18 protein-coding genes are annotated in these 17,411 nt (G+C 70.3%); 13 read left to right on the forward strand and 5 right to left on the reverse strand.

Features of this window, described 5'->3' with window-relative positions; translation table 11 throughout:
* Positions 1-13: 13 nt before the first annotated feature.
* Entirely contained in the window at positions 14-1,003 is a 990-nt protein-coding gene (gene hemB, locus ACFQ0E_RS04410; RefSeq protein ID WP_386822474.1) for a porphobilinogen synthase, read from the reverse strand.
* 274 nt (positions 1,004-1,277) lie between these two features.
* Here hemB and ACFQ0E_RS04415 point away from each other — a divergent pair, with 274 nt between their 5' ends.
* A complete protein-coding gene (locus ACFQ0E_RS04415) occupies positions 1,278-2,129 on the forward strand; it encodes an ABC transporter permease (protein ID WP_386822475.1) in 852 nt (283 codons plus the stop codon).
* Positions 2,126-3,850 (forward strand): ATP-binding cassette domain-containing protein, encoded by a 1,725-nt coding sequence (locus ACFQ0E_RS04420; RefSeq protein ID WP_386822476.1) that lies wholly within the window; start codon positions 2,126-2,128, stop codon positions 3,848-3,850. The genes ACFQ0E_RS04415 and ACFQ0E_RS04420 overlap by 4 nt, the downstream gene beginning before the upstream one ends.
* 126 nt (positions 3,851-3,976) lie before the next feature.
* On the opposite strand, the gene ACFQ0E_RS04425 is transcribed toward ACFQ0E_RS04420, so the two are convergent.
* From ACFQ0E_RS04425 to ACFQ0E_RS04435, 3 genes are all read right to left on the reverse strand, one after another.
* On the reverse strand, positions 3,977-4,222 hold the full coding sequence (locus ACFQ0E_RS04425; protein ID WP_386822477.1) for a hypothetical protein: 246 nt from the start codon (positions 4,220-4,222) through the stop codon (positions 3,977-3,979).
* Between the two features lie 81 nt (positions 4,223-4,303).
* Positions 4,304-5,323 carry a chorismate transformation enzyme, FkbO/Hyg5 family gene (locus ACFQ0E_RS04430; RefSeq protein ID WP_386824025.1) on the reverse strand — a complete coding sequence of 340 codons (1,020 nt, stop codon included), beginning with the start codon at positions 5,321-5,323 and terminating at the stop codon, positions 4,304-4,306.
* On the reverse strand, positions 5,320-6,624 hold the full coding sequence (locus tag ACFQ0E_RS04435; RefSeq protein WP_386822478.1) for an NAD(P)/FAD-dependent oxidoreductase: 1,305 nt from the start codon (positions 6,622-6,624) through the stop codon (positions 5,320-5,322). The genes ACFQ0E_RS04430 and ACFQ0E_RS04435 overlap by 4 nt, the downstream gene beginning before the upstream one ends.
* 326 nt (positions 6,625-6,950) lie before the next feature.
* Here ACFQ0E_RS04435 and ACFQ0E_RS04440 point away from each other — a divergent pair, with 326 nt between their 5' ends.
* The 11 genes from ACFQ0E_RS04440 (at position 6,951) to ACFQ0E_RS04490 (ending at position 15,690) form a co-directional block, all read left to right on the forward strand.
* The gene (locus tag ACFQ0E_RS04440) at positions 6,951-7,220 is read left to right on the forward strand and encodes a phosphopantetheine-binding protein (protein ID WP_386822479.1); all 270 of its coding nucleotides are present in this window, start codon (positions 6,951-6,953) and stop codon (positions 7,218-7,220) included.
* Positions 7,217-7,927, forward strand: coding sequence for a ketosynthase (locus ACFQ0E_RS04445; protein WP_386822480.1), 711 nt, complete (start codon positions 7,217-7,219; stop codon positions 7,925-7,927). Before ACFQ0E_RS04440 ends, ACFQ0E_RS04445 begins: the two co-directional genes overlap by 4 nt.
* A 50-nt stretch (positions 7,928-7,977) precedes the next feature.
* Entirely contained in the window at positions 7,978-8,754 is a 777-nt protein-coding gene (locus ACFQ0E_RS04450) for a lysophospholipid acyltransferase family protein (RefSeq protein ID WP_386822481.1), read from the forward strand.
* Complete coding sequence (locus ACFQ0E_RS04455) at positions 8,751-9,056, forward strand: hypothetical protein (protein ID WP_386822482.1); 306 nt, start codon at positions 8,751-8,753, stop codon at positions 9,054-9,056. The genes ACFQ0E_RS04450 and ACFQ0E_RS04455 overlap by 4 nt, the downstream gene beginning before the upstream one ends.
* Positions 9,053-9,964 (forward strand): LpxL/LpxP family acyltransferase, encoded by a 912-nt coding sequence (locus tag ACFQ0E_RS04460; protein ID WP_386822483.1) that lies wholly within the window; start codon positions 9,053-9,055, stop codon positions 9,962-9,964. Before ACFQ0E_RS04455 ends, ACFQ0E_RS04460 begins: the two co-directional genes overlap by 4 nt.
* Entirely contained in the window at positions 9,964-10,602 is a 639-nt protein-coding gene (locus tag ACFQ0E_RS04465) for a LolA-related protein (protein WP_386822484.1), read from the forward strand. The genes ACFQ0E_RS04460 and ACFQ0E_RS04465 overlap by 1 nt, the downstream gene beginning before the upstream one ends.
* A 130-nt stretch (positions 10,603-10,732) precedes the next feature.
* On the forward strand, positions 10,733-13,120 hold the full coding sequence (locus ACFQ0E_RS04470) for an MMPL family transporter (protein WP_386822485.1): 2,388 nt from the start codon (positions 10,733-10,735) through the stop codon (positions 13,118-13,120).
* An 11-nt stretch (positions 13,121-13,131) separates the two neighbouring features.
* On the forward strand, positions 13,132-13,560 hold the full coding sequence (locus tag ACFQ0E_RS04475; RefSeq protein WP_386824027.1) for a phosphotransferase: 429 nt from the start codon (positions 13,132-13,134) through the stop codon (positions 13,558-13,560).
* Positions 13,561-13,656: 96 nt separating this feature from the next.
* A complete protein-coding gene (gene fabG / locus ACFQ0E_RS04480; protein ID WP_386822486.1) occupies positions 13,657-14,388 on the forward strand; it encodes a 3-oxoacyl-ACP reductase FabG in 732 nt (243 codons plus the stop codon).
* A gap of 53 nt (positions 14,389-14,441) precedes the next feature.
* On the forward strand, positions 14,442-15,077 hold the full coding sequence (locus ACFQ0E_RS04485) for a hypothetical protein (RefSeq protein WP_386822487.1): 636 nt from the start codon (positions 14,442-14,444) through the stop codon (positions 15,075-15,077).
* 109 nt (positions 15,078-15,186) lie between these two features.
* A complete protein-coding gene (locus ACFQ0E_RS04490; protein WP_386822488.1) occupies positions 15,187-15,690 on the forward strand; it encodes a hypothetical protein in 504 nt (167 codons plus the stop codon).
* Positions 15,691-15,759: 69 nt separating this feature from the next.
* On the opposite strand, the gene ACFQ0E_RS04495 is transcribed toward ACFQ0E_RS04490, so the two are convergent.
* Complete coding sequence (locus ACFQ0E_RS04495; protein ID WP_386822489.1) at positions 15,760-17,406, reverse strand: NAD(P)/FAD-dependent oxidoreductase; 1,647 nt, start codon at positions 17,404-17,406, stop codon at positions 15,760-15,762.
* Positions 17,407-17,411 lie beyond the last annotated feature (5 nt).

The following is a 17,411-nucleotide window of genomic DNA, read 5'->3' on the forward strand; positions in this document are numbered from 1 at the left end:
TGGGGTGTCGCGATCAACTGTCCTTCAGCCACCGCGCCGCATCCAGCGCGAAGTAGCTGAGCACGCCGTCGGCACCGGCGCGCTTGAACGCGACCAGGGCTTCGAGGGCGCAGGCGCGTTCGTCGAGCCAGCCGTTCTGCGCGGCGGCCTTGAGCATCGCGTACTCGCCGCTGACCTGGTAGGCGAAGGTCGGCACGCCGAATTCGTCCTTCACGCGGCGGATGATGTCGAGATAGGGCAGGCCCGGCTTGACCATGACCATGTCGGCACCTTCGTCCAGGTCCAGCGCGACTTCGCGCAGGGCCTCGTCGGAATTGGCCGGGTCCATCTGGTAGCTGTACTTGTTGCCCTTGCCGAGCGCGCCGGCCGAGCCCACCGCATCGCGGAACGGGCCGTAGTAGGCGCTGGCGTACTTCGCGGCGTAGCTGAGGATGCGGGTGTGGATGTGGCCGGCGACTTCCAGCGCCTCGCGGATCGCGCCGACGCGGCCGTCCATCATGTCGCTGGGCGCGACCACGTCGGCGCCGGCGCGGGCGTGCGACAGGGCCTGCTGCACCAGCGCCTCTACGGTCTCGTCGTTGACCACGTAGCCGCTGTCGTCGATCAGCCCGTCCTGGCCGTGCGAAGTGTAGGGGTCGAGCGCGACGTCGGTGATCACGCCCAGCTCGGGGAAGCGCTGCTTGAGCGCACGCACGGCGCGCTGCATCAGGCCCTCGTCGTCCCACGCGGCGACGCCGTCGAGCGACTTCGCCTCCGGCGCGGTCACCGCGAACAGGGCGAGCGCGGGGATGCGCAGTTCGCTGGCCTGTTCGGCGACCTTCAGCAGCTCGTCGATCGACAGGCGTTCGATGCCGGGCATCGAGCCCACCGGGGCGCGGCCGTCGAGTTCATGGACGAAGACCGGATAGATGAGATCGTTCGCGGTCAGCACGTGTTCGCGCATGAGGCGGCGCGAGAACTCGCTGCGGCGCATGCGGCGGAGGCGGGTGTAGGGATAGGTCATGGGCGAATGATACGCCGGGTGCGGTGTGCGCGATTTGCGCCGGGACAAATGGTCGCGAGGACCACGGACGAGCGAGCGGTCTTTCCCCTCGCCCCCTTTGCAAAAGGGGGCCGACGCGCGTAGCGCGGCGGGGGGATTTGCGCGAGGTCTCGCAGGACCTCGCGCGATATTCACGTGCATCGGCTCTCAAATCCCCCGCGGCCGCTTCGCGACCGCCGCCGCCTTTTGCAAAGGGGGCTGAAGGATCGCCCATGCAAATCCCTACAATCCCCCGATGCGTCCCGCCCGCCCGCTGCCGCCGATGGCCCGCGCCTGCCTGCTGTTCCTCGGCGGGCTGGCGCTGCTGTGCTGGCTCGGGCCGCTGTTCATCGATTTCGATCCGCACCGCCCGGACTGGGAGGCGCTGTCCGTCGCGCCGGGCACGGCCGGGCACTGGTTCGGCACCGATGCCATCGGCCGCGACGTGCTCGCGCGCACCCTGGCCGGCGGCCGGCTCTCGCTGACCATCGGCCTGCTCGCCAGCCTCGTCGCGCTGGGCCTGGGCCTGGGCTTCGGCGCCAGCGCGGGGCTGGCCGGCGGCTGGGTCGAACGCGGCATGCTGCGCCTGCTCGACATGGCCAGCGCCTTGCCCTTCCTGCTGATCGTGATCCTGCTGCTGACCCTGTTCGAGCGTTCGCTGTGGCTGCTGCTGATCGCGATCGGCGGCTACGTGTGGATCGACCTGGCGCGGGTGATGCGCGCCGAGGCCGCGCGTTTGCGCGAGACGCCGTTCATGCTCGCCGCCACCGCGATGGGCGCGTCGTTCGGCCAGCGCCTGCGCTGGCACGCGCTGCCCAACCTGATGCCGCTTGCGGTGGTCTATCTCGGCCTGATCCTGCCCCAGGCGATCCTGGTCGAAAGCTTCCTCGGCTTCCTCGGATTGAGCGTCGACGAGCCGTCCGCGAGCTGGGGCACGCTGCTGTCCGAAGGCGTGCAGGAGCTCGACGGCGCGCCGTGGACGCTGCTGTTCCCGGCCGGGTTCCTGGTCGCCACGCTCGCGGCGTTCCAGTTCCTTGGCGACAGCCTGCGCGACTGGCTGGACGTGCGCGACGAGGCCCGCGCCGATGTCGAACAGGCGGCCGCATGACCCTCGCCCTGCGCCAGCTGCAGGTGCATGCTGGCACGCGCCGGCTGCTCGGTCCGCTGGATCTCGAAGTCGCGCCCGGCCGCTGCCTCGGCGTGGTCGGCGAAAGCGGCAGCGGCAAGAGCCTGAGCGCGCTGTCGCTGCTCGGCCTGCTGCCGGGTGGATTGTGGTCCTCCGGCGAGGTGCTGCACGAGGGCCGGTCCATCCCGCTCGGTCCCCGCATCGCGCCCGCGCATGTCGCGCTGCGCGGACGCGTGCTCGGCTGGGTGCCGCAGGATCCGCTGGCCTCGCTGCATCCGCTGCGCACGGTCGGCGCGCAGCTGCGCGAGACCCTGCGCGTGCATGGTCGTCCGGATCGCGAGGCGCGCGACCTGCTGGCGCGCGTGCACCTGCCCGATCCCGGCGCCGCGCTCGCGCGCTTCCCGCACCAGTTCTCCGGCGGCCAGCGCCAGCGCATCGCGATCGCGCTGGCGCTGTGCAGCGGGCCGCGCTATCTGATCGCCGACGAGCCCACCTCCGCGCTTGACGCGCGCATCGCCCGCGAGGTGCTGGACCTCCTCGACGTGCTGCGTCGCGAGGACGGCCTCGGGCTGATGCTGATCAGCCACGACCTGCCGCTGGTCGGTGCCTATGCCGACGAGGTCCTGGTGCTGCAGCGTGGCGATGTCGTCGAACGCGGCGCTACGCGCGCGGTGTTCGATGCGCCGGCTCAGGATTACACGCGGGAGTTGATCGAGGCGGAGCAAATACCCCCGTCGCCGCTGCGCGACGCCGCCCCCCTTTTGCAAAGGGGGCGAACAGCAGCGTCTTCGCTGTCGTCAGAAGGCCTGCGGGTCGACGCAGCTGTGGCCGTGGCATCGAGCCCGCTGGCTGTGCCATCCGATGCAGTCATGCCGTCCGAAGCGGCGATGAGCCCCCTTTGCAAAAGGGGGCGGGCGGCTGCGCAGCAGTCGACGGGGGATTTGCCTTTGCTCCGCGGCGAAGCGCTCACCATGCGCTACCCGCGCGCGGCGACGCCTGCGCTCGACAATGTCGACATCGCGCTGCATCGCGGCGAAGGGCTCGCCCTGCTCGGCGAGAGCGGCAGCGGCAAGAGCACACTCGGTCGCGTACTGCTGCGCCTTCTGCGCGGTGCGCAGGGGCGGGTGTGGCTGGATGGCGTCGACTTCACCGCGCAGCGCGGTGCGACCCTGCGCGCGCTGCGCGGACGCATCGGCGTAGTCTTCCAGGATCCCTATGCCTCGCTCGACCCGCGCATGCGCGTCGGCGATATCGTCGGCGAGCCGTTGCGCATCCACGGCGATGGCGATGCCGCGTCGCGCGCTGCGAAGGCGCGCGAACTGCTGGCCGCGGTCGGTCTCGACCCGGCGATGGCCGAGCGCTGGCCGCACCAGTTCTCCGGCGGCCAGCGCCAGCGCATCGCCATCGCCCGCGCGCTGGCCCGCGATCCGGATCTGCTGGTCTGCGACGAAGCGGTGTCCGCGCTCGATGCGCACCATCGGCGTGGCATCCTCGACCTGCTGTCGTCGCTCAAGCGCGAACGCGGCCTCGCGCTGCTGTTCGTCACCCATGATCTGTCCGCAGCGGCGGCGGTCGCCGAACGCATCGCGGTGCTGGAAGCGGGCCGCATCGTGGAACTCGGCGACACCCCCGATGTGCTCGGCGCGCCGCAGCATGCGCATACGCGGGCGCTGGTGGAAGCGAGAAAATTGCAGCGGGCGTAGGGCGGGCCCTGGGCCCGCCACTGCCATGTCACCGGTTGCGTTGGAAATGATCGAAGAAGTTTCGATCATCGAGCGGTGCACAAGGAAAGCCGCAACGGCGGGCCCAGGGCCCGCCCTACGAAATGCTCAGAGAATCCCGCCACCCATCGACAGCCGGATCGCGGCGATCACGAGGATCGCGAGGTTGAGCACGAGGCCGGCCTTCGCGCGGCGGCCCTTCTCGCCGCGCAGCATGATGCCGATCGCGGCGAGGATCGCGCCGATGGCGGCGAAAGGAATGACCAGCCAGTTGAGCCAGCCGAGGAGCGGGATCAGGGCGATGAGCATGAACAGCGTCGCCAGCACGCCCCAGACCAGACTGATGAAGCCCATCGCCGTCTCCGTGGGCGGCGCGGATGCCGCCCGTACGATGAAGATGGTCGCGACCTGGGTGGATTTCAAGCGTGCCGGAGGTCAGGCATGCACGCCGTCGATCTCCACCGCCAGCTCGCGACGGCAGATCACCGCGTGCAGGAGGATGCGCGGGACGGTGCTGCCGAACCGTTCGTCCAGGGCGCGGGCGACCAGCGGCAGGTCGTCGGCGTCGCGCACGTAGACCTTCAGCCGCGTGCCGCTGCCGAAGCCGGCGGGCAGCGTCGGAGCGTGGCGGCGCGCTTCGGCAAGCAGGGCATCGAAGTTGGCGAAGGTTTCGCCGACCTGGGCCAGCAGTTCGCCGACGTGCTGCGAGGCATGGCCGACCACGCTCGCCGTGCCCGAGAGCAGCAGCGGCATGTGGCTGTCCGGCGGCGGCAGCATGGCGCGGGCGAAGCTCGGCGACTGCGGGCCGTACTGGCGCGGGTAGCGGTAGGCGCTGACCTGGCGCGGATTCTCCACCGGCGTGCCGCGCTGCGCGGCCGAGAGCCAGTAGACCTGCAGCGTGCGCCGGCCGTCGCAGCGGCCGATCGCGGTGGCGGCCGGCAGTTCGAGGTTGTCGAAGCGGCCGAGGCCGTTCGCGCGGCCGACGCAGAACTGGCGATAGCGTTCCGAATCGCCGTCGCCCTGGGTGATGGCGTCGAGGTAGTTCCAGATCCGCAGCAGGTGCGGCGTGCGGCTGCCGGAAACGAAGCCCACCATCGCCGCGTACGCGCGCTCGGCGGCATCACAGATGTCGCTGTGGTCGGGGTGGTCGCCGGCCGGTTCGTCGACTTCGATGACGCCGAAGGTCAGGATCCCGTCGCTGGCCCAGCGCACCTGGCAGTCCGGTTCGCCTTCGCGGCCGAATTCGACCGGGCCCGCCGCGCGCCAGTGCTCGAACGGTGCGCCACCCCAGGGATCGAGAGGCACGCGCAGGTAGCGCGGATCGTCGCAGTGCGGCGCGGCGTTGCCGAAGCCGAAGACCGCCAGCGTGTCCTCGCCGAGCAGGGCGTCCGGCGCATCGGCATGCAGGTAATCCACCGACAGCGCGGCGGCAGGGGACAGCGTGGGACTCATCAGGACTCCGTTTGCAGGGTATCGCCGCTGAAACCGGCGCCGCGGCCCCGGCGGCGGCGCCACCAGTCGCGCAGCGCGCGCGGCGCCATCGACAGGCGGGTGAACCGGTAGATCATGCGGAAGGCGCGCAGGCGGCGCACCACGGCGGGGTTGTCGAACACGTCGCCGGCGAGCATCGAGATCACCGCCTGCTCGATCTGGAACATGTTGCGCGGGTTCGCGAACAGGTGGCGCATCACCGGCGTGGTGAAGCGGTAGATGAACCAGGAGAATTCCTTCAGGCCGCGATCGAAGTCGCGGACCATCGCGCGCTGCAGCGCGGCTTCGCGCGAAGGATCGCGCAGCGCGGCGTCGATCATGCCCGCCGCGCGTTCGGCGCTGTGCATGCCGAGGTAGACGCCCGAGGAGAAGATCGGATCGATGAAGACGTAGGCATCGCCGACCGTGGTCCAGCCCGGGCCGCACATCCGCGTGGAGGTGTAGGAATAGTTGCCGGTGGCATGCACCGTCGCGATGCGCTCTGCGTTGGCCATGCGCGACCACAGCGTCGGGATGCCCTCCAGGGTCCGCATCAGGAAGGCGTCGCCGTCGCCCTTGCGCTGCTTGAGGTAGGCCGGGCTGCACACCGCGCCGATGCTCATCACGTCGTCGCGCAGCGGGATCATCCACACCCAACCTTCCTCGAAGCGCTCGATGGTGATGTTGCCGGCGTCCTCGCCGGGGCGGCGCTCGACGCCGCGGAAGTGGCTGAACAGCGCGGCAGACTGGTGCTTCGGATTCCGACGCTTGAGCTTGAGCTTGTTGCCGAGGAAGGTGTCCCGGCCGCTGGCGTCGACCAGGTAGCGCATCGCGATGGTGTATTCGGTGCCGTCATCGGCGCGCGCGCGGGCCGTGGCGGGGCGCCCGTCCGGGTCGAACTCGACCGAGGTGACCGCGACGCCGTCGCGTGCATCGGCGCCGGCCTCGCGGGCGGCCTCGAACAGCAACTGGTCGAATTCGTCGCGGCGCACCTGGAAGGCGTGGGTGCAGCCGGGGGTCAGCGCACGGTCGAAGCGGAAGACGTGGGTCATGCCCTCGCCGGCCGTCGGGCGGGGGAAGTCGGCGCCGATCTTGCGCACCCCGATGGCCTCGACCTTGTCCAGCAGGCCGAGGCGGTCGAGGATCGGCAGGTTCATCGGCAGCAGGGATTCGCCGATGTGGAAACGCGGGTGGCGGTCCTTTTCCAGCAGGAGCACGCGCCGACCGGCGCGGGCCAGGGTGATCGCGGCCGTGCTGCCGGCGGGGCCGCCGCCGATGACCAGCACATCGCATTCAAGGACATCACATTCAGGCGCATGGGCATCACATCCAGGGGCGCCGCGTTCGAGGGCATCGTGCTCGCGCGTGCTCGGCGTGCCCCCGGCTACCTGAACGGAACCGTCCGTACCGGAATGTACTGTCATGCTCTTCTTGTTGCAGTCTGAGACTGGCATCATACCGCGCAGCGCGTCGCCACTGCCGGCCATGGGGATGGCCGCCGCCGCCGACCGCGCTCCCGTCCGGCAGGCGCCACAAGCGCTCCTGCCGCCGGGGAAGCCTGCCTATCGGCCGGATCCCCATCCGCACCCGACCGTGAACCGGAAACCGAGACATGTCCGAAATGACTGCCGCCGAGCGTGAGCTGGCGGAACTGCTGGTCCAGAGCCTGAACCTCGATGGCGTGGCGCCCGAGGGGATCGACCCCGAAGCCCCGCTGTTCGGCGCTGGCCTGGGCCTGGATTCGATCGACGCCCTGGAGCTGTCGCTGGCGATCAGCAAGCAATACGGCTTCCAGCTGCGTTCCGACAACGATGACAACCGCCGCATCTTCGGTTCGCTGCGCGCGCTGTCCGCCCACATCGAACAGCACAAGACGGGGTGATCGCGGCGCTGCGGGTCCTGCTGCTGGTCGGGTACATCCCGCTGGCGCATCTGGCCGAGGCCAGGTCGTCGGGCCCGATCGCCGCGCTGGCGCTGGGCGCGCTGGCGCTCACGGTGCTGATCGAGGGCCTGGCCCAGCGTCGCATCGCCCACTGGCTGGCCCTGCCGGTCGTGGCCGGTGCCCTGGTCTGGCTGTCCCGCTCCCCGTTCGCCCTGCTGCCGCTGCTGCTGGTGCCGCCGCTGTTCACCGGGCTGATCGCCTGGTGCTTCGCGCGCAGCCTGCGTCGCGGTCGCGTGCCGCTGGTGCGCAAGGTCGTCTCGGCGCTGTACGGCATCCCCGCGGACGAGCTCTCGCCCCGGCATCGCACCTACACCCGCGGCCTGACCGCCGCCTGGGCCGGGCTGCTGGTGCTGCTGACCCTGCTCAACCTCGGCCTGGCCCTGGTCGCGGTGCCGAACGGCCTGCTGGCGCAGGCGGGCATCGCCGCGCCGGTGACGGTCACCGGCGAGCAGTGGTCGTTCATCGCCAACATCGCGGTCTACGGCGTGCTCGGCGGTTTCGCGACATTGGAATACATCATTCGCCAGTTCGTGTTCCCGGTCCGTCCCTACCGCAACCTGTTCGATTTCGCGCGGAAGATGGCGGCGCTGGGGCCGGCCTTCTGGCGCGATTTCTTCCGTTCCGACGACGTCGGCGCCGCGCGCTGAGCCCCGCCCGCTGAGCCTCTGTAAGCGCTTCCTGGAGAGTCCGTCCCACGATGTCCACGGTCCACGTCCCGCTGCACACCCAGGCCGACCGCCGCGAATCGCCGGCGGCGCGCGCGTTCCGGGCCGTGTACAACGTCCTGCAACTGCTCTTCACCCTGGCCTTCACCAGTGCCGGGATCGTCGCGGCGTTGCTGGTCCTGCTGGTCACCCGCAGCCCGCGCCTCCCGCTGCGCATGGCCTCGCGGATGTGGGCACCGACCCTGCTGGCGGGCGCCGGCGCGCGCTTTTCGGTCGAGGGTGCGGAATCCGTGGACTGGTCGAAGCCGCGCATGATCGTTGCCAACCACCAGTCGATCATCGACATCTGCGCGCTGTTCCGCGCGGTGCCGGTGCCGCTGCGCTTCGTGATGAAGTCCGAGATGGGCAAGGTGCCGTTCCTCGGCCAGTACGCGCGGGCGATGGGCATGGTCTTCATCGAACGCGACAGCCGCCGCGCCGGGTCGAAGATGTTGCGCGAGGTCGTCGACCTGCTGCGCGGTGGCGCCACGCTCTGCGTGTTCCCCGAAGGCACGCGCAGCCGCGACGGGCGCATGGCGCCGTTCAAGGGTGGTGCCTTTCAGGCCGCCATCGATGCCGGCGTCGAGGTGCTGCCGGTGGCGATCGAGGGCGCGGGGGCGGTGCTGTCCCCCGAGGGCCTGTTCCGCGTGCGTCCGGGCCGGATCGTGGTCCGCATCGGCCCGCCGCTGGCCACTGCCGGGGTGGATCGCCAGGCCCTCGCGCAGCAGGCGCAGGCCGCCGTTTCATCGATGCTGGAGCACAAGGCATGAACTTCGTGATCGATGCTGATCATCCGGCGCTGCCGGGCCATTTCCCGGGGCGTCCGGTGGTGCCGGGCGTGGTCGTGCTGGACCGCGTGCTGGCGGCCATCGAGTCGGCGCATGGCCCGCTCGGCGCGCTGCGCCTGCCGCAGGTGAAGTTCGTGCAGCCGCTGCTGCCGGGGGAGGAAGCGCGGATCGAGATCGATCCGGCGGTGGCCGAAGGCGTGCCGCAGCGCTGGCGGTTCCGCGTGCTGCGCGGCGAGACCGTGATCGCGTCCGGCGACGTGCAGGCGACGGAGCCGGTCGCATGAGCACCGAGTGGAAGCAGCGCCCCGAGGGCGGCGGCCTGTTCGCGCTCTGGCTGATCCGCAACATCAGCCGCTACGGCGGGCGCTGGATCGGTCGGCTGCTGCTCTATCCCATCACCCTGTACTTCCTGGTCCGTCGCGGCCCCGAGCGCGAGGCTTCGCGGCAGTGGCTGGGGCGTGCGCTGGGCCGCCCGGCGTCGCTGTGGGATGCGGCCCGGCATGTCCACACCTTCGCCTCGACCATCCTCGACCGCGTGTTCCTGCTCGGCGACGGCCGGATCGACGTGGCGCAGCGCTTCGACGTGGCCGTGCGCGGCCTGGACGAGCTGCACGCCCACCTCGACCAGGGGCGCGGCATGCTGCTGTTCGGCTCGCACCTGGGCAGTTTCGAAGTGCTGCGCGTGCTCGCCCGGCAGCGCCCGGAGTACACCATCCGCGTGGTGCTCGACAAAGCCCACAACCCGGCCCTGACCCAGCTGCTGGACGCGCTCAATCCCGAGGTCGCGGCGACCGTGATCGACGGCGGCCAGGATGGTCCGGGCCTGATGCTGGCGATCCAGGAGGCCATCGCCCAGGGCGCGCTGGTCGCGCTGCTGATCGATCGCGCCCATCCGGGCGGACAGACCGAACTGGCGCCGTTCTTCGGCGAGGACGCGCCGTTTCCCACGGCGCCGTGGCTGATCGCCGCCGCGCTGAAGGCCCCGGTCACCCTGGGCTTCGGCCTGTACAAGGGCGGCAACCGCTACGAGCTGGTATTCGAGAACTTCAGCGACGACATCGTGATCCCGCGCAGCGAGCGCGCGACCGCCATCCCTGCATTGATCCGCCGTTACGCCACGCGGCTGGAAGCTGTCGCCCGCACCGCCCCGTACAACTGGTTCAACTTCTACGACTTCTGGAGCCGCGACTGATGCGCGCGATTCGAACCGTCCTGCTCGGCGCAGTCCTGTCGGGCGTCGCCGCACCGGCGCTGGCGCAGACCGCCGACGCCGACTGGGTGCTCAAGGCGCTGGCGCGGCCGGCGCCGATGCGCACCGATTTCGTCGAGGTCCGCGTCTCGCCGCTGCTCAAGGATCCGCTGCGCCTGGTCGGCGAATACCGCCGCCCGGTGGCCGATACGCTGGTCCGCGAGGTCCGCAGTCCCTACGCCGAGACCACCACGCTGCGCGCCGGCGAGGCGACGATCGCCCGGGCCGGCAAGACCCCGCGCACGTTCTCGCTGTCGCGCGCGCCCGAACTGGCCAGCCTGCAGAGCAGCTTCGGCGCCCTGCTCGCCGGCGACCGCGCGCAGATCGAGCAGGTCTACACGCTGAAGGTGCAGGGCCCGCGCGAACGCTGGACGCTGACCCTGGTGCCGAAGGACAAGGCGCTCGCCGCTCGCGTGCGCGACATCACCCTGCATGGCCAGGGCGCCGAACTGCGCTGCATCGAGACCCGCCCGGTGAAGGGCGACCTGCAGCGCACCCTGCTCGCCAGCGCCGCGCTCGCGGTGAAGCCGGGGACGGATGCGAAGGCGATGGAGGCGCTGTGCCGGGTGGGCGTGAAGTGAGCCTGTCTGGTTCCGGCTGCCTGTCATCCCGAGCCGAAGGCGAGGGACCTGCTTTTGAAACCTCACACCGGGAACGTGCGAACAGCAGGTCCCTCGCTGCGCTCGGGATGACATTCGAAGGGCTGCGCCCATGACTGCCACCCGCCGCGTCATCCTCGCCCTCATCTGGCTGGCCGTGCTGGTTGGCGCCGGTGTCGCGATCTCGCAGCGCCTGCAGGTCAGCGGCGACCTGCGCAAGTTCATGCCCTCGGCCGAGACCCCGGCGCAGAAGCTGCTGATCGACGAGCTGGGCGAAGGCCCGGGCTCGCGCCTGCTGCTGATGGCGATCGGCGGCGACGATCCCGAAACCCTGGCCGCACAGTCGCAGGCCGTGGCCGCGACCCTGGCCGCCGATGAACGTTTCGTCCTGGTCGCCAACGGCGCCGATGCCGGGCTGGACGCCATCCCCGAGCGCCTGCGCCCGTACCGCTACCTGCTGTCGCCGACGCTCGACAGCCAGCCCTACGACACCGACTTCCTGCGCGGCGAGCTGGAGTCGCGGGTGCAGGACCTCGGCTCGCCGGCCGCCGCGCTGATCGAACCGATCCTGCCGTCCGACCCCACCCTGGAAACCCTGCGCATCGCCGAGGCCCTGCAGCCGGCGACCGCGCCGCAGCGCCTGCACGGGGTGTGGTTCGACCGCGCCGGCAAGCGCGCCCTGCTCGCGATCGAAACCAGGGCCGCCGGCTTCGACCCCACCGGCCAGCAGCTGGCGGTGGCGGCGGTGCAGGCGGCGTTCGACCGGTCGCGCGGCGACAGCCCGGCGACCATGATCCTGACCGGCCCCGGCGCGTTTTCGGTGGAGATCGGCGGCCGTACGCAGCGCGAAGCCAGCCTGATCGGCACCGTGGACACCGTCGGCCTGATCCTGCTGCTGCTGATCGCCTACCGCAGCTGGCGCACCCCGCTGTTCGGCGTGCTGCCGCTGGCCAGCGCCGGCCTCGCAGGGCTGGGTGCGGTGGCGCTGCTGTTCGAGGGCGTGCACGGGATTACGGTCGCCTTCGGCTTCACCCTGATCGGTGTCGTTCAGGACTACCCGATCCACCTGTTCAGCCACCAGCGCGCGGGCGTGTCGCCATGGGCGAACGCGCGGGCGATCTGGCCGACCCTGGCGACCGGCGTGGCCTCGACCTGCATCGCCTACCTCACCTTCCTGTTCTCCGGCGTCGACGGCCTGCAGCAGCTGGCGGTGTTCACCATCGCCGCCTTCGCCATGGCCGCGCTGACCACCCGTTTCCTGCTGCCGGGGCTGATCGATCCGGCACCGCGCGACCCCGCCGCATCGCCGCGCATGGCCGCGCTGTGGCGCCTGGCCGAGCAGGTGCCGCGTCCGCCGATGTGGCTGCTGGCGGTGCTCGCGGTCGCCGCGCTCGGGACCCTGCGCTTCGCGCCCGGGCCGTTCTGGCAGAACGACCTGTCCAAGCTCACCCCCGTGCAGCCCGAAGCCCTGGCCGAGGATGCGCGCCTGCGCACCGAGCTGGGCGCGCCGGACGTGCGCTACCTGCTGGCGGTGCGCGGCAAGGACGCCGAGGACGTGCTGCGTCGGCTCGAAGCCCTGCAGCCGCGCCTCGACGCGCTGGTCGCCGACGGCACGCTGGCCGGCTACGACAGCGCCGCGAAGGTGCTGCCCAGCGTCGCCGTGCAGCGCGCGCGCCAGGCGAAGCTGCCCTCGGCCGATGCGCTGCGGACGTCGCTCGACACCGCCGTCGCGGCCACGCCGTTCCGTGCCGATGCCTTCGAGGATTTCCTTGCCGATGTCGAGACCGCGCGCACCGCGAAACCACTGGCGCCGCGCGATCTCGCCGGCACGCCGCTGGCCACGCGCATCGGCGCCCTGCTGCTGGAACAGCGCGACCACGCTACCGCGCTGGTGTCGATGACCGGCCTCGCCGATCCGGCGAAGGTGTCGGCGGCGCTTGCGTCGCCCGGCGTCGAACTCATGGACCTCAAGACCGCCTCCGAATCGCTGGTCGAGGCCTACCGCGAACGCGTGCTGTTCGCGCTTGGCATCGCCGCGCTGCTGCTCGCGGCCACGGTGTGGTTCGCGCTGCGCACGCCGCGCCGCGTCGTGCGCGTGCTGCTGCCGATGGCACTGACCACGCTGCTGATCCTCGCGGTGCTGCGCGCGTTCGGCGTCGAGCTGACCCTGTTCCACCTGGTCGCGCTGATCCTCGCCGCCGGCCTCGGTCTCGACTATGCGCTGTTCTTCGAGCATGCCGGCGACGACTACGCCGACCAGCTGCGCACGCTGCACGCGCTGATCGTCTGCAGCCTGATGACCTTCCTGGTGTTCTTCCTGCTCGGCCTGTCCACCATCCCGGTGCTGCGCGCGATCGGCGTGACGGTCACGCTGGGCGTGGTGTGCAATTTCGTGCTGGCCATGCTGATCTCGCGGCATGCGGTGGATGGCGGTGCGAACGGCGAAACGCTCGGGCCTGAAGGCCCTCCTACAAAGACACAAGCTGGAGGTGCCGCTTGACCGGCCATGACGTGATCGATCGACGCGCGATCGAAGCGATGATCCCGCACAAGGGCGGCATGTGCCTGTGGGACGCCGTCACCGGCTGGGACGAGCGCAGCGTGCGCCTGCGCAGCGCCACGCATCGCGATCCCGCCAACCCGCTGCGTGGCGACGACCGTCTGCGCGCGATCCATCTGTGCGAATACGGTGCGCAGGCGATGGCGGTCCACGGTGGCCTGCGTGGCGCTGCGTCCGGCGGCGAACCGAAGGTCGGCTTCCTCGTCGCCCTGCGCGACGTGCAGCTGCATGTCGGCCGCATCGACGACCTGCCAGGCGACCTCGCCTGCGAAGCCGAACTGCTCGCCGAAAGTCCCGCAAGCCAGCAGTACGTCTTCCGCGTGCTGCATGAGGGCACGTTGCTCGCGGAAGGGCGGGCGGCGGTGATGCTGCAGGGGTGAGCGGTGTGGGAGCGACGCAAGTCGCGACCTGATGCATCCGTTGGTCGCGACTTGCGTCGCTCCCACAGAATCGAGTCGTCACCAAGGAGAATCTTCATGAACCATATCCCCCGCCGCGCCCTCGTCACCGGCGGCAGCGGCGATCTCGGCGGCGCGATCTGCCGCGCGCTGGGCGCGAACGGCGTGCACGTGATCGTGCACGCGAACGGCAATCTCGCCCGCGCCGAATCCGTGCGCGATGAAATCCTCGCCAGTGGCGGTTCCGCCGAGGCGGTGGCCTTCGACGTGGCCGACGGCGAGACCACGCGCGCGGCGCTCGCGACCCTGCTCGAAGCCGGTCCGATCCAGATCGTGGTCAACAACGCCGGCATCCACGACGACGCGCCGATGGCCGGGATGCGCGACGAACAGTGGAAACGCGTCGTCGACGTCTCGCTGCACGGCTTCTTCCATGTCACACAGCCGCTGCTGCTGCCGATGGCGCGCACGCGCTGGGGCCGCGTGGTCAGCATCTCCTCGGTGGCCGGCGTCATCGGCAATCGTGGCCAGACCAACTACGCCGCCGCCAAGGCCGCGCTGCACGGTGCGACCAAGTCGCTCGCGCGCGAGATGGCCAGCCGGGGCATCACCGCGAATGTCGTCGCGCCGGGCGTGATCGCCGGCAGCATGGCCCGCGAGGCCTTCCCGCCGGAGCAGATCAAGCAGATCGTCCCCGCCGGCCGCGCCGGCACGCCGGAAGAGGTCGCCGCGCTGGTGGCATTCCTCTGCGGCGACGGCGCGGGCTACATCAACGGCCAGGTAATCGGCATCGATGGCGGGATGAGCTGAGCGTCGTCGCTCGTCGTCCAACCGACTCCTCTGTTTCGAATCAGGAAGATCCCATGTTCCGCACCTGTCTTTCCGCCATCCTGACGATGTTGCTGGCCGTGTCGGCGATGCCGACCGCCTCCGCTGCGATCAAGAATCCGATCATGCGCGCCGCGACCGAACAGGATCCGAAGCCGGCCGAGGGCAAGGCCATGGTCGTGTTCCTGCGGCCCAGCGGCTACGGCAACACCACGGCGGCGAGCCTGTACCTGGCGCCCGACGATGCCCTGATTCCGCTGGCGGTGATGTACCACCACGAGAAGTACGCGGTGCTGGTCGACCCGGGCAAGCATCGCTTCATGGTCAACGGCTCGAAGGTCCTGTTCCTGGACGCCGAACTGGAGGCGGGCAAGCGTTACTACGTGACGCTGCGCTCCGAGATCGGACCGGGCAAGGCCAAGTTCCAGCTGATCCCGATGGCCGCCTCGCCCTATGCACGGGACAGCGCCCGTTCGCAGGTCTTCGCCGAAGCGATGGCCCGCGCGCAATGGATCGAGCGCGCGCCGAAGCTCGACGAGTGGTACGCCCAGCACAGGCTCGAACTGGAGCAGCGCAAGGCCGATGCCCTGCGCCTGTGGCTGGACCCCGAGTGGACGGAAGCCCCGCGCCGGACGATGGGCGCGGCGCATGCGCTGACCGAAGCGCCCTGAGCGATTCCGCCGGGCGTGGGCGTGTCCTGCACCCGTCGCCGGCCGCGTTGTCGCTGATGGCGGTCGGCGCATCCGCTGGCCGGTGCATCCACCAGGGGGAGACATCGCAATGAAGCTTCGACCGATCCACATGCTGGTCCTGTCGCTGTTTGCTTCCACCGCATCCGCGCAGTCACTGCAGGTCCAGCGGCCCGTGCCGTATTCCGAGGACGGCGACATCGCCGACAAGATCAAGCAGGAATGCACGATCAACGAGCAGCTCGCCGATTTCCTGCAGGAGTACGCCAAGGAGAAGGGCATCGCCGTGCAGTTCACCGACGGCCCGGTCGACAAGGCCGCCTCCGGGCGCGTGCTCGACCTGCGCATCACCAACGCGATCAGCATGGGCAACGCCTTCCTCGGGCACCAGAAGGGCACCACCGCGGCCGGCACGCTGTACGAGAACGGCCAGAAGATCGCCAGTTTCAAGGCGCGCCGGCACTCGATGGGCGGCGCCTTCGCCGGCTACAAGGGTTCGTGTTCAGTGCTCGGGCGCACGGTGAAGGTCATGGGCCAGGACATCGCCGCATGGCTGACGGCACCGGTGGACGGGGCGTCGCTCGGCGACAAGTGAGTTCGGCAAAGGGTTGAAACGACGAGGGCCGCGCAAGCGGCCCTCGTGCTTTATCCGGCGGCGACCTGCTTACGCCGCCGCGTACCACACGGGCGCGAGCGAGGCGCGCTCGGCGGGCGCGGGCAGCAGTGCGGCGAGCCCGTGGTCGTCGATATCCCGATAGTCCGCGCGCGCGCGCTGCAGGATTTCCGCGGCCAGCCATTCCATGCGCGCGACGTTGTCGCGGATGCGCTCGGCGAAGGTCGCGTTGTCGAGCAGGTCGTGCAGGGCGCGATTCATCTCGTGGAACCAGTCGATGTTGAACTGATCGAGCAGGCGACCGTCGAGCGCGGCGTCGCCGACCCGCCCGGAGGCGTCGTTGCGCTGGCCCCAGGTACGCAGCAGGGCCTGCATCGCGAGGTTGAGGTCGCGGCCGCGTTCGAACTGCGGGCGCAGGCGGCCGAGCAGCTGGATCTCGGTGAGCTTCTCGCCGCAGACCAGCGGCGCGAGCAGCGCCCAGTAGTAGGTGTAGTCCCAGATCACCTTCACCGGCATCACCTGGGCGTCGCCGAACAGCGCGTACTGGTCCTGGTAGAGCGTCATCGTGTTCTCGTAGAACCCGAAGTACAGCTGCTGGTAGATGTCGGCGTAGGGCGCGAAGGCCTTGCCGGCACGATCGCGCGCGATCAGGTCGCAGATCAGCGTGTTCGAGATCGCGATGAAATCGCTGCCCGGCGAATAGAACGGGTCGAGGAACACGCCGGCTTCACCGGTCAGCGCCCAGCGGTGGCCGCTGAACACCTGCTTGCAGCAGTGGGAGAAGTGGCGCAGGAACAGGAAGTCCTGCAGCGCGTGCTCGGGCGTGTCCAGCGCCTCGGCGACGCGCGGCTGGTGCGTGCGCAGCCAGTCCATCGCCTTCTCGTGGGTGTTCATGGTCTCCAGCGGATGCAGCTTCGCGTCGCAGACGATGCCCAGCGAATGCGCGCCGGAGGACAGCGGGATCAGCCAGAACCAGTAGCCGCGGCCGCACATGTGGTTGGTCGAGCGCCAGCGGTCCGGCGGATTGCAGCGCGCCTGCCAGTCGGCGTCGTCGGACCACAGCTTCGGGTCGATGATGCCGTCGACGCGCCACCACACCGCGTTGGCGTCATGGTCGTTGCTTTCGGCGAGGTCGAGCTTGCGCTTGAGCAGGCCGGCGCGGCCGCTGGCGTCGACCACCCACGGCGCGGACACCGTCTGCACGCTGCCCGCCTGCTCGAAGCCGACGCTGTGCGGCGCGTCGTCCTCGCGCAGGTCGACGCTGCGCACCACGGCGCCGTCGTGGAAGCGCACGCCGAGTTCGCGCGCGCGTTCGCCGAGGAAGTTCTCGAAGCGGCCGCGATCGATCTGCCACGACGGCGTCGGCAGGATCCGGCTCACGCCCAGCTCGGTGCAGCGGTCGATGTCGCGGCGGCCTTCGCTGAAGAAGAAGCGGAAGCCGAACTTGCGGATCTGCTCGGCGTCGAGGTGCTCGCGCAGGCCCAGCACGTTGGCGAAGTAGTGCGCCCCGATCTCCACCGTGGATTCGCCGACCTTGTGCGCCGCTTCGCGCACCGGGTGCGCGCGGCGTTCGATCACCGCCACGTCGACGGCCGGGTCCTTGCGCTTGAGCTGGATCGCCAGGCTCAGCCCGGCGAGGCCGCCGCCGAGGACGATGACGTCGTGGGAGGTCTGCGTGGTCGCGTTGCCGTCGTTCATGGCCT

The sequence above is a fragment of the Lysobacter brunescens genome, from assembly GCF_042677005.1.
In the GTDB taxonomy this organism is placed as follows: domain Bacteria; phylum Pseudomonadota; class Gammaproteobacteria; order Xanthomonadales; family Xanthomonadaceae; genus Lysobacter_I; species Lysobacter_I brunescens.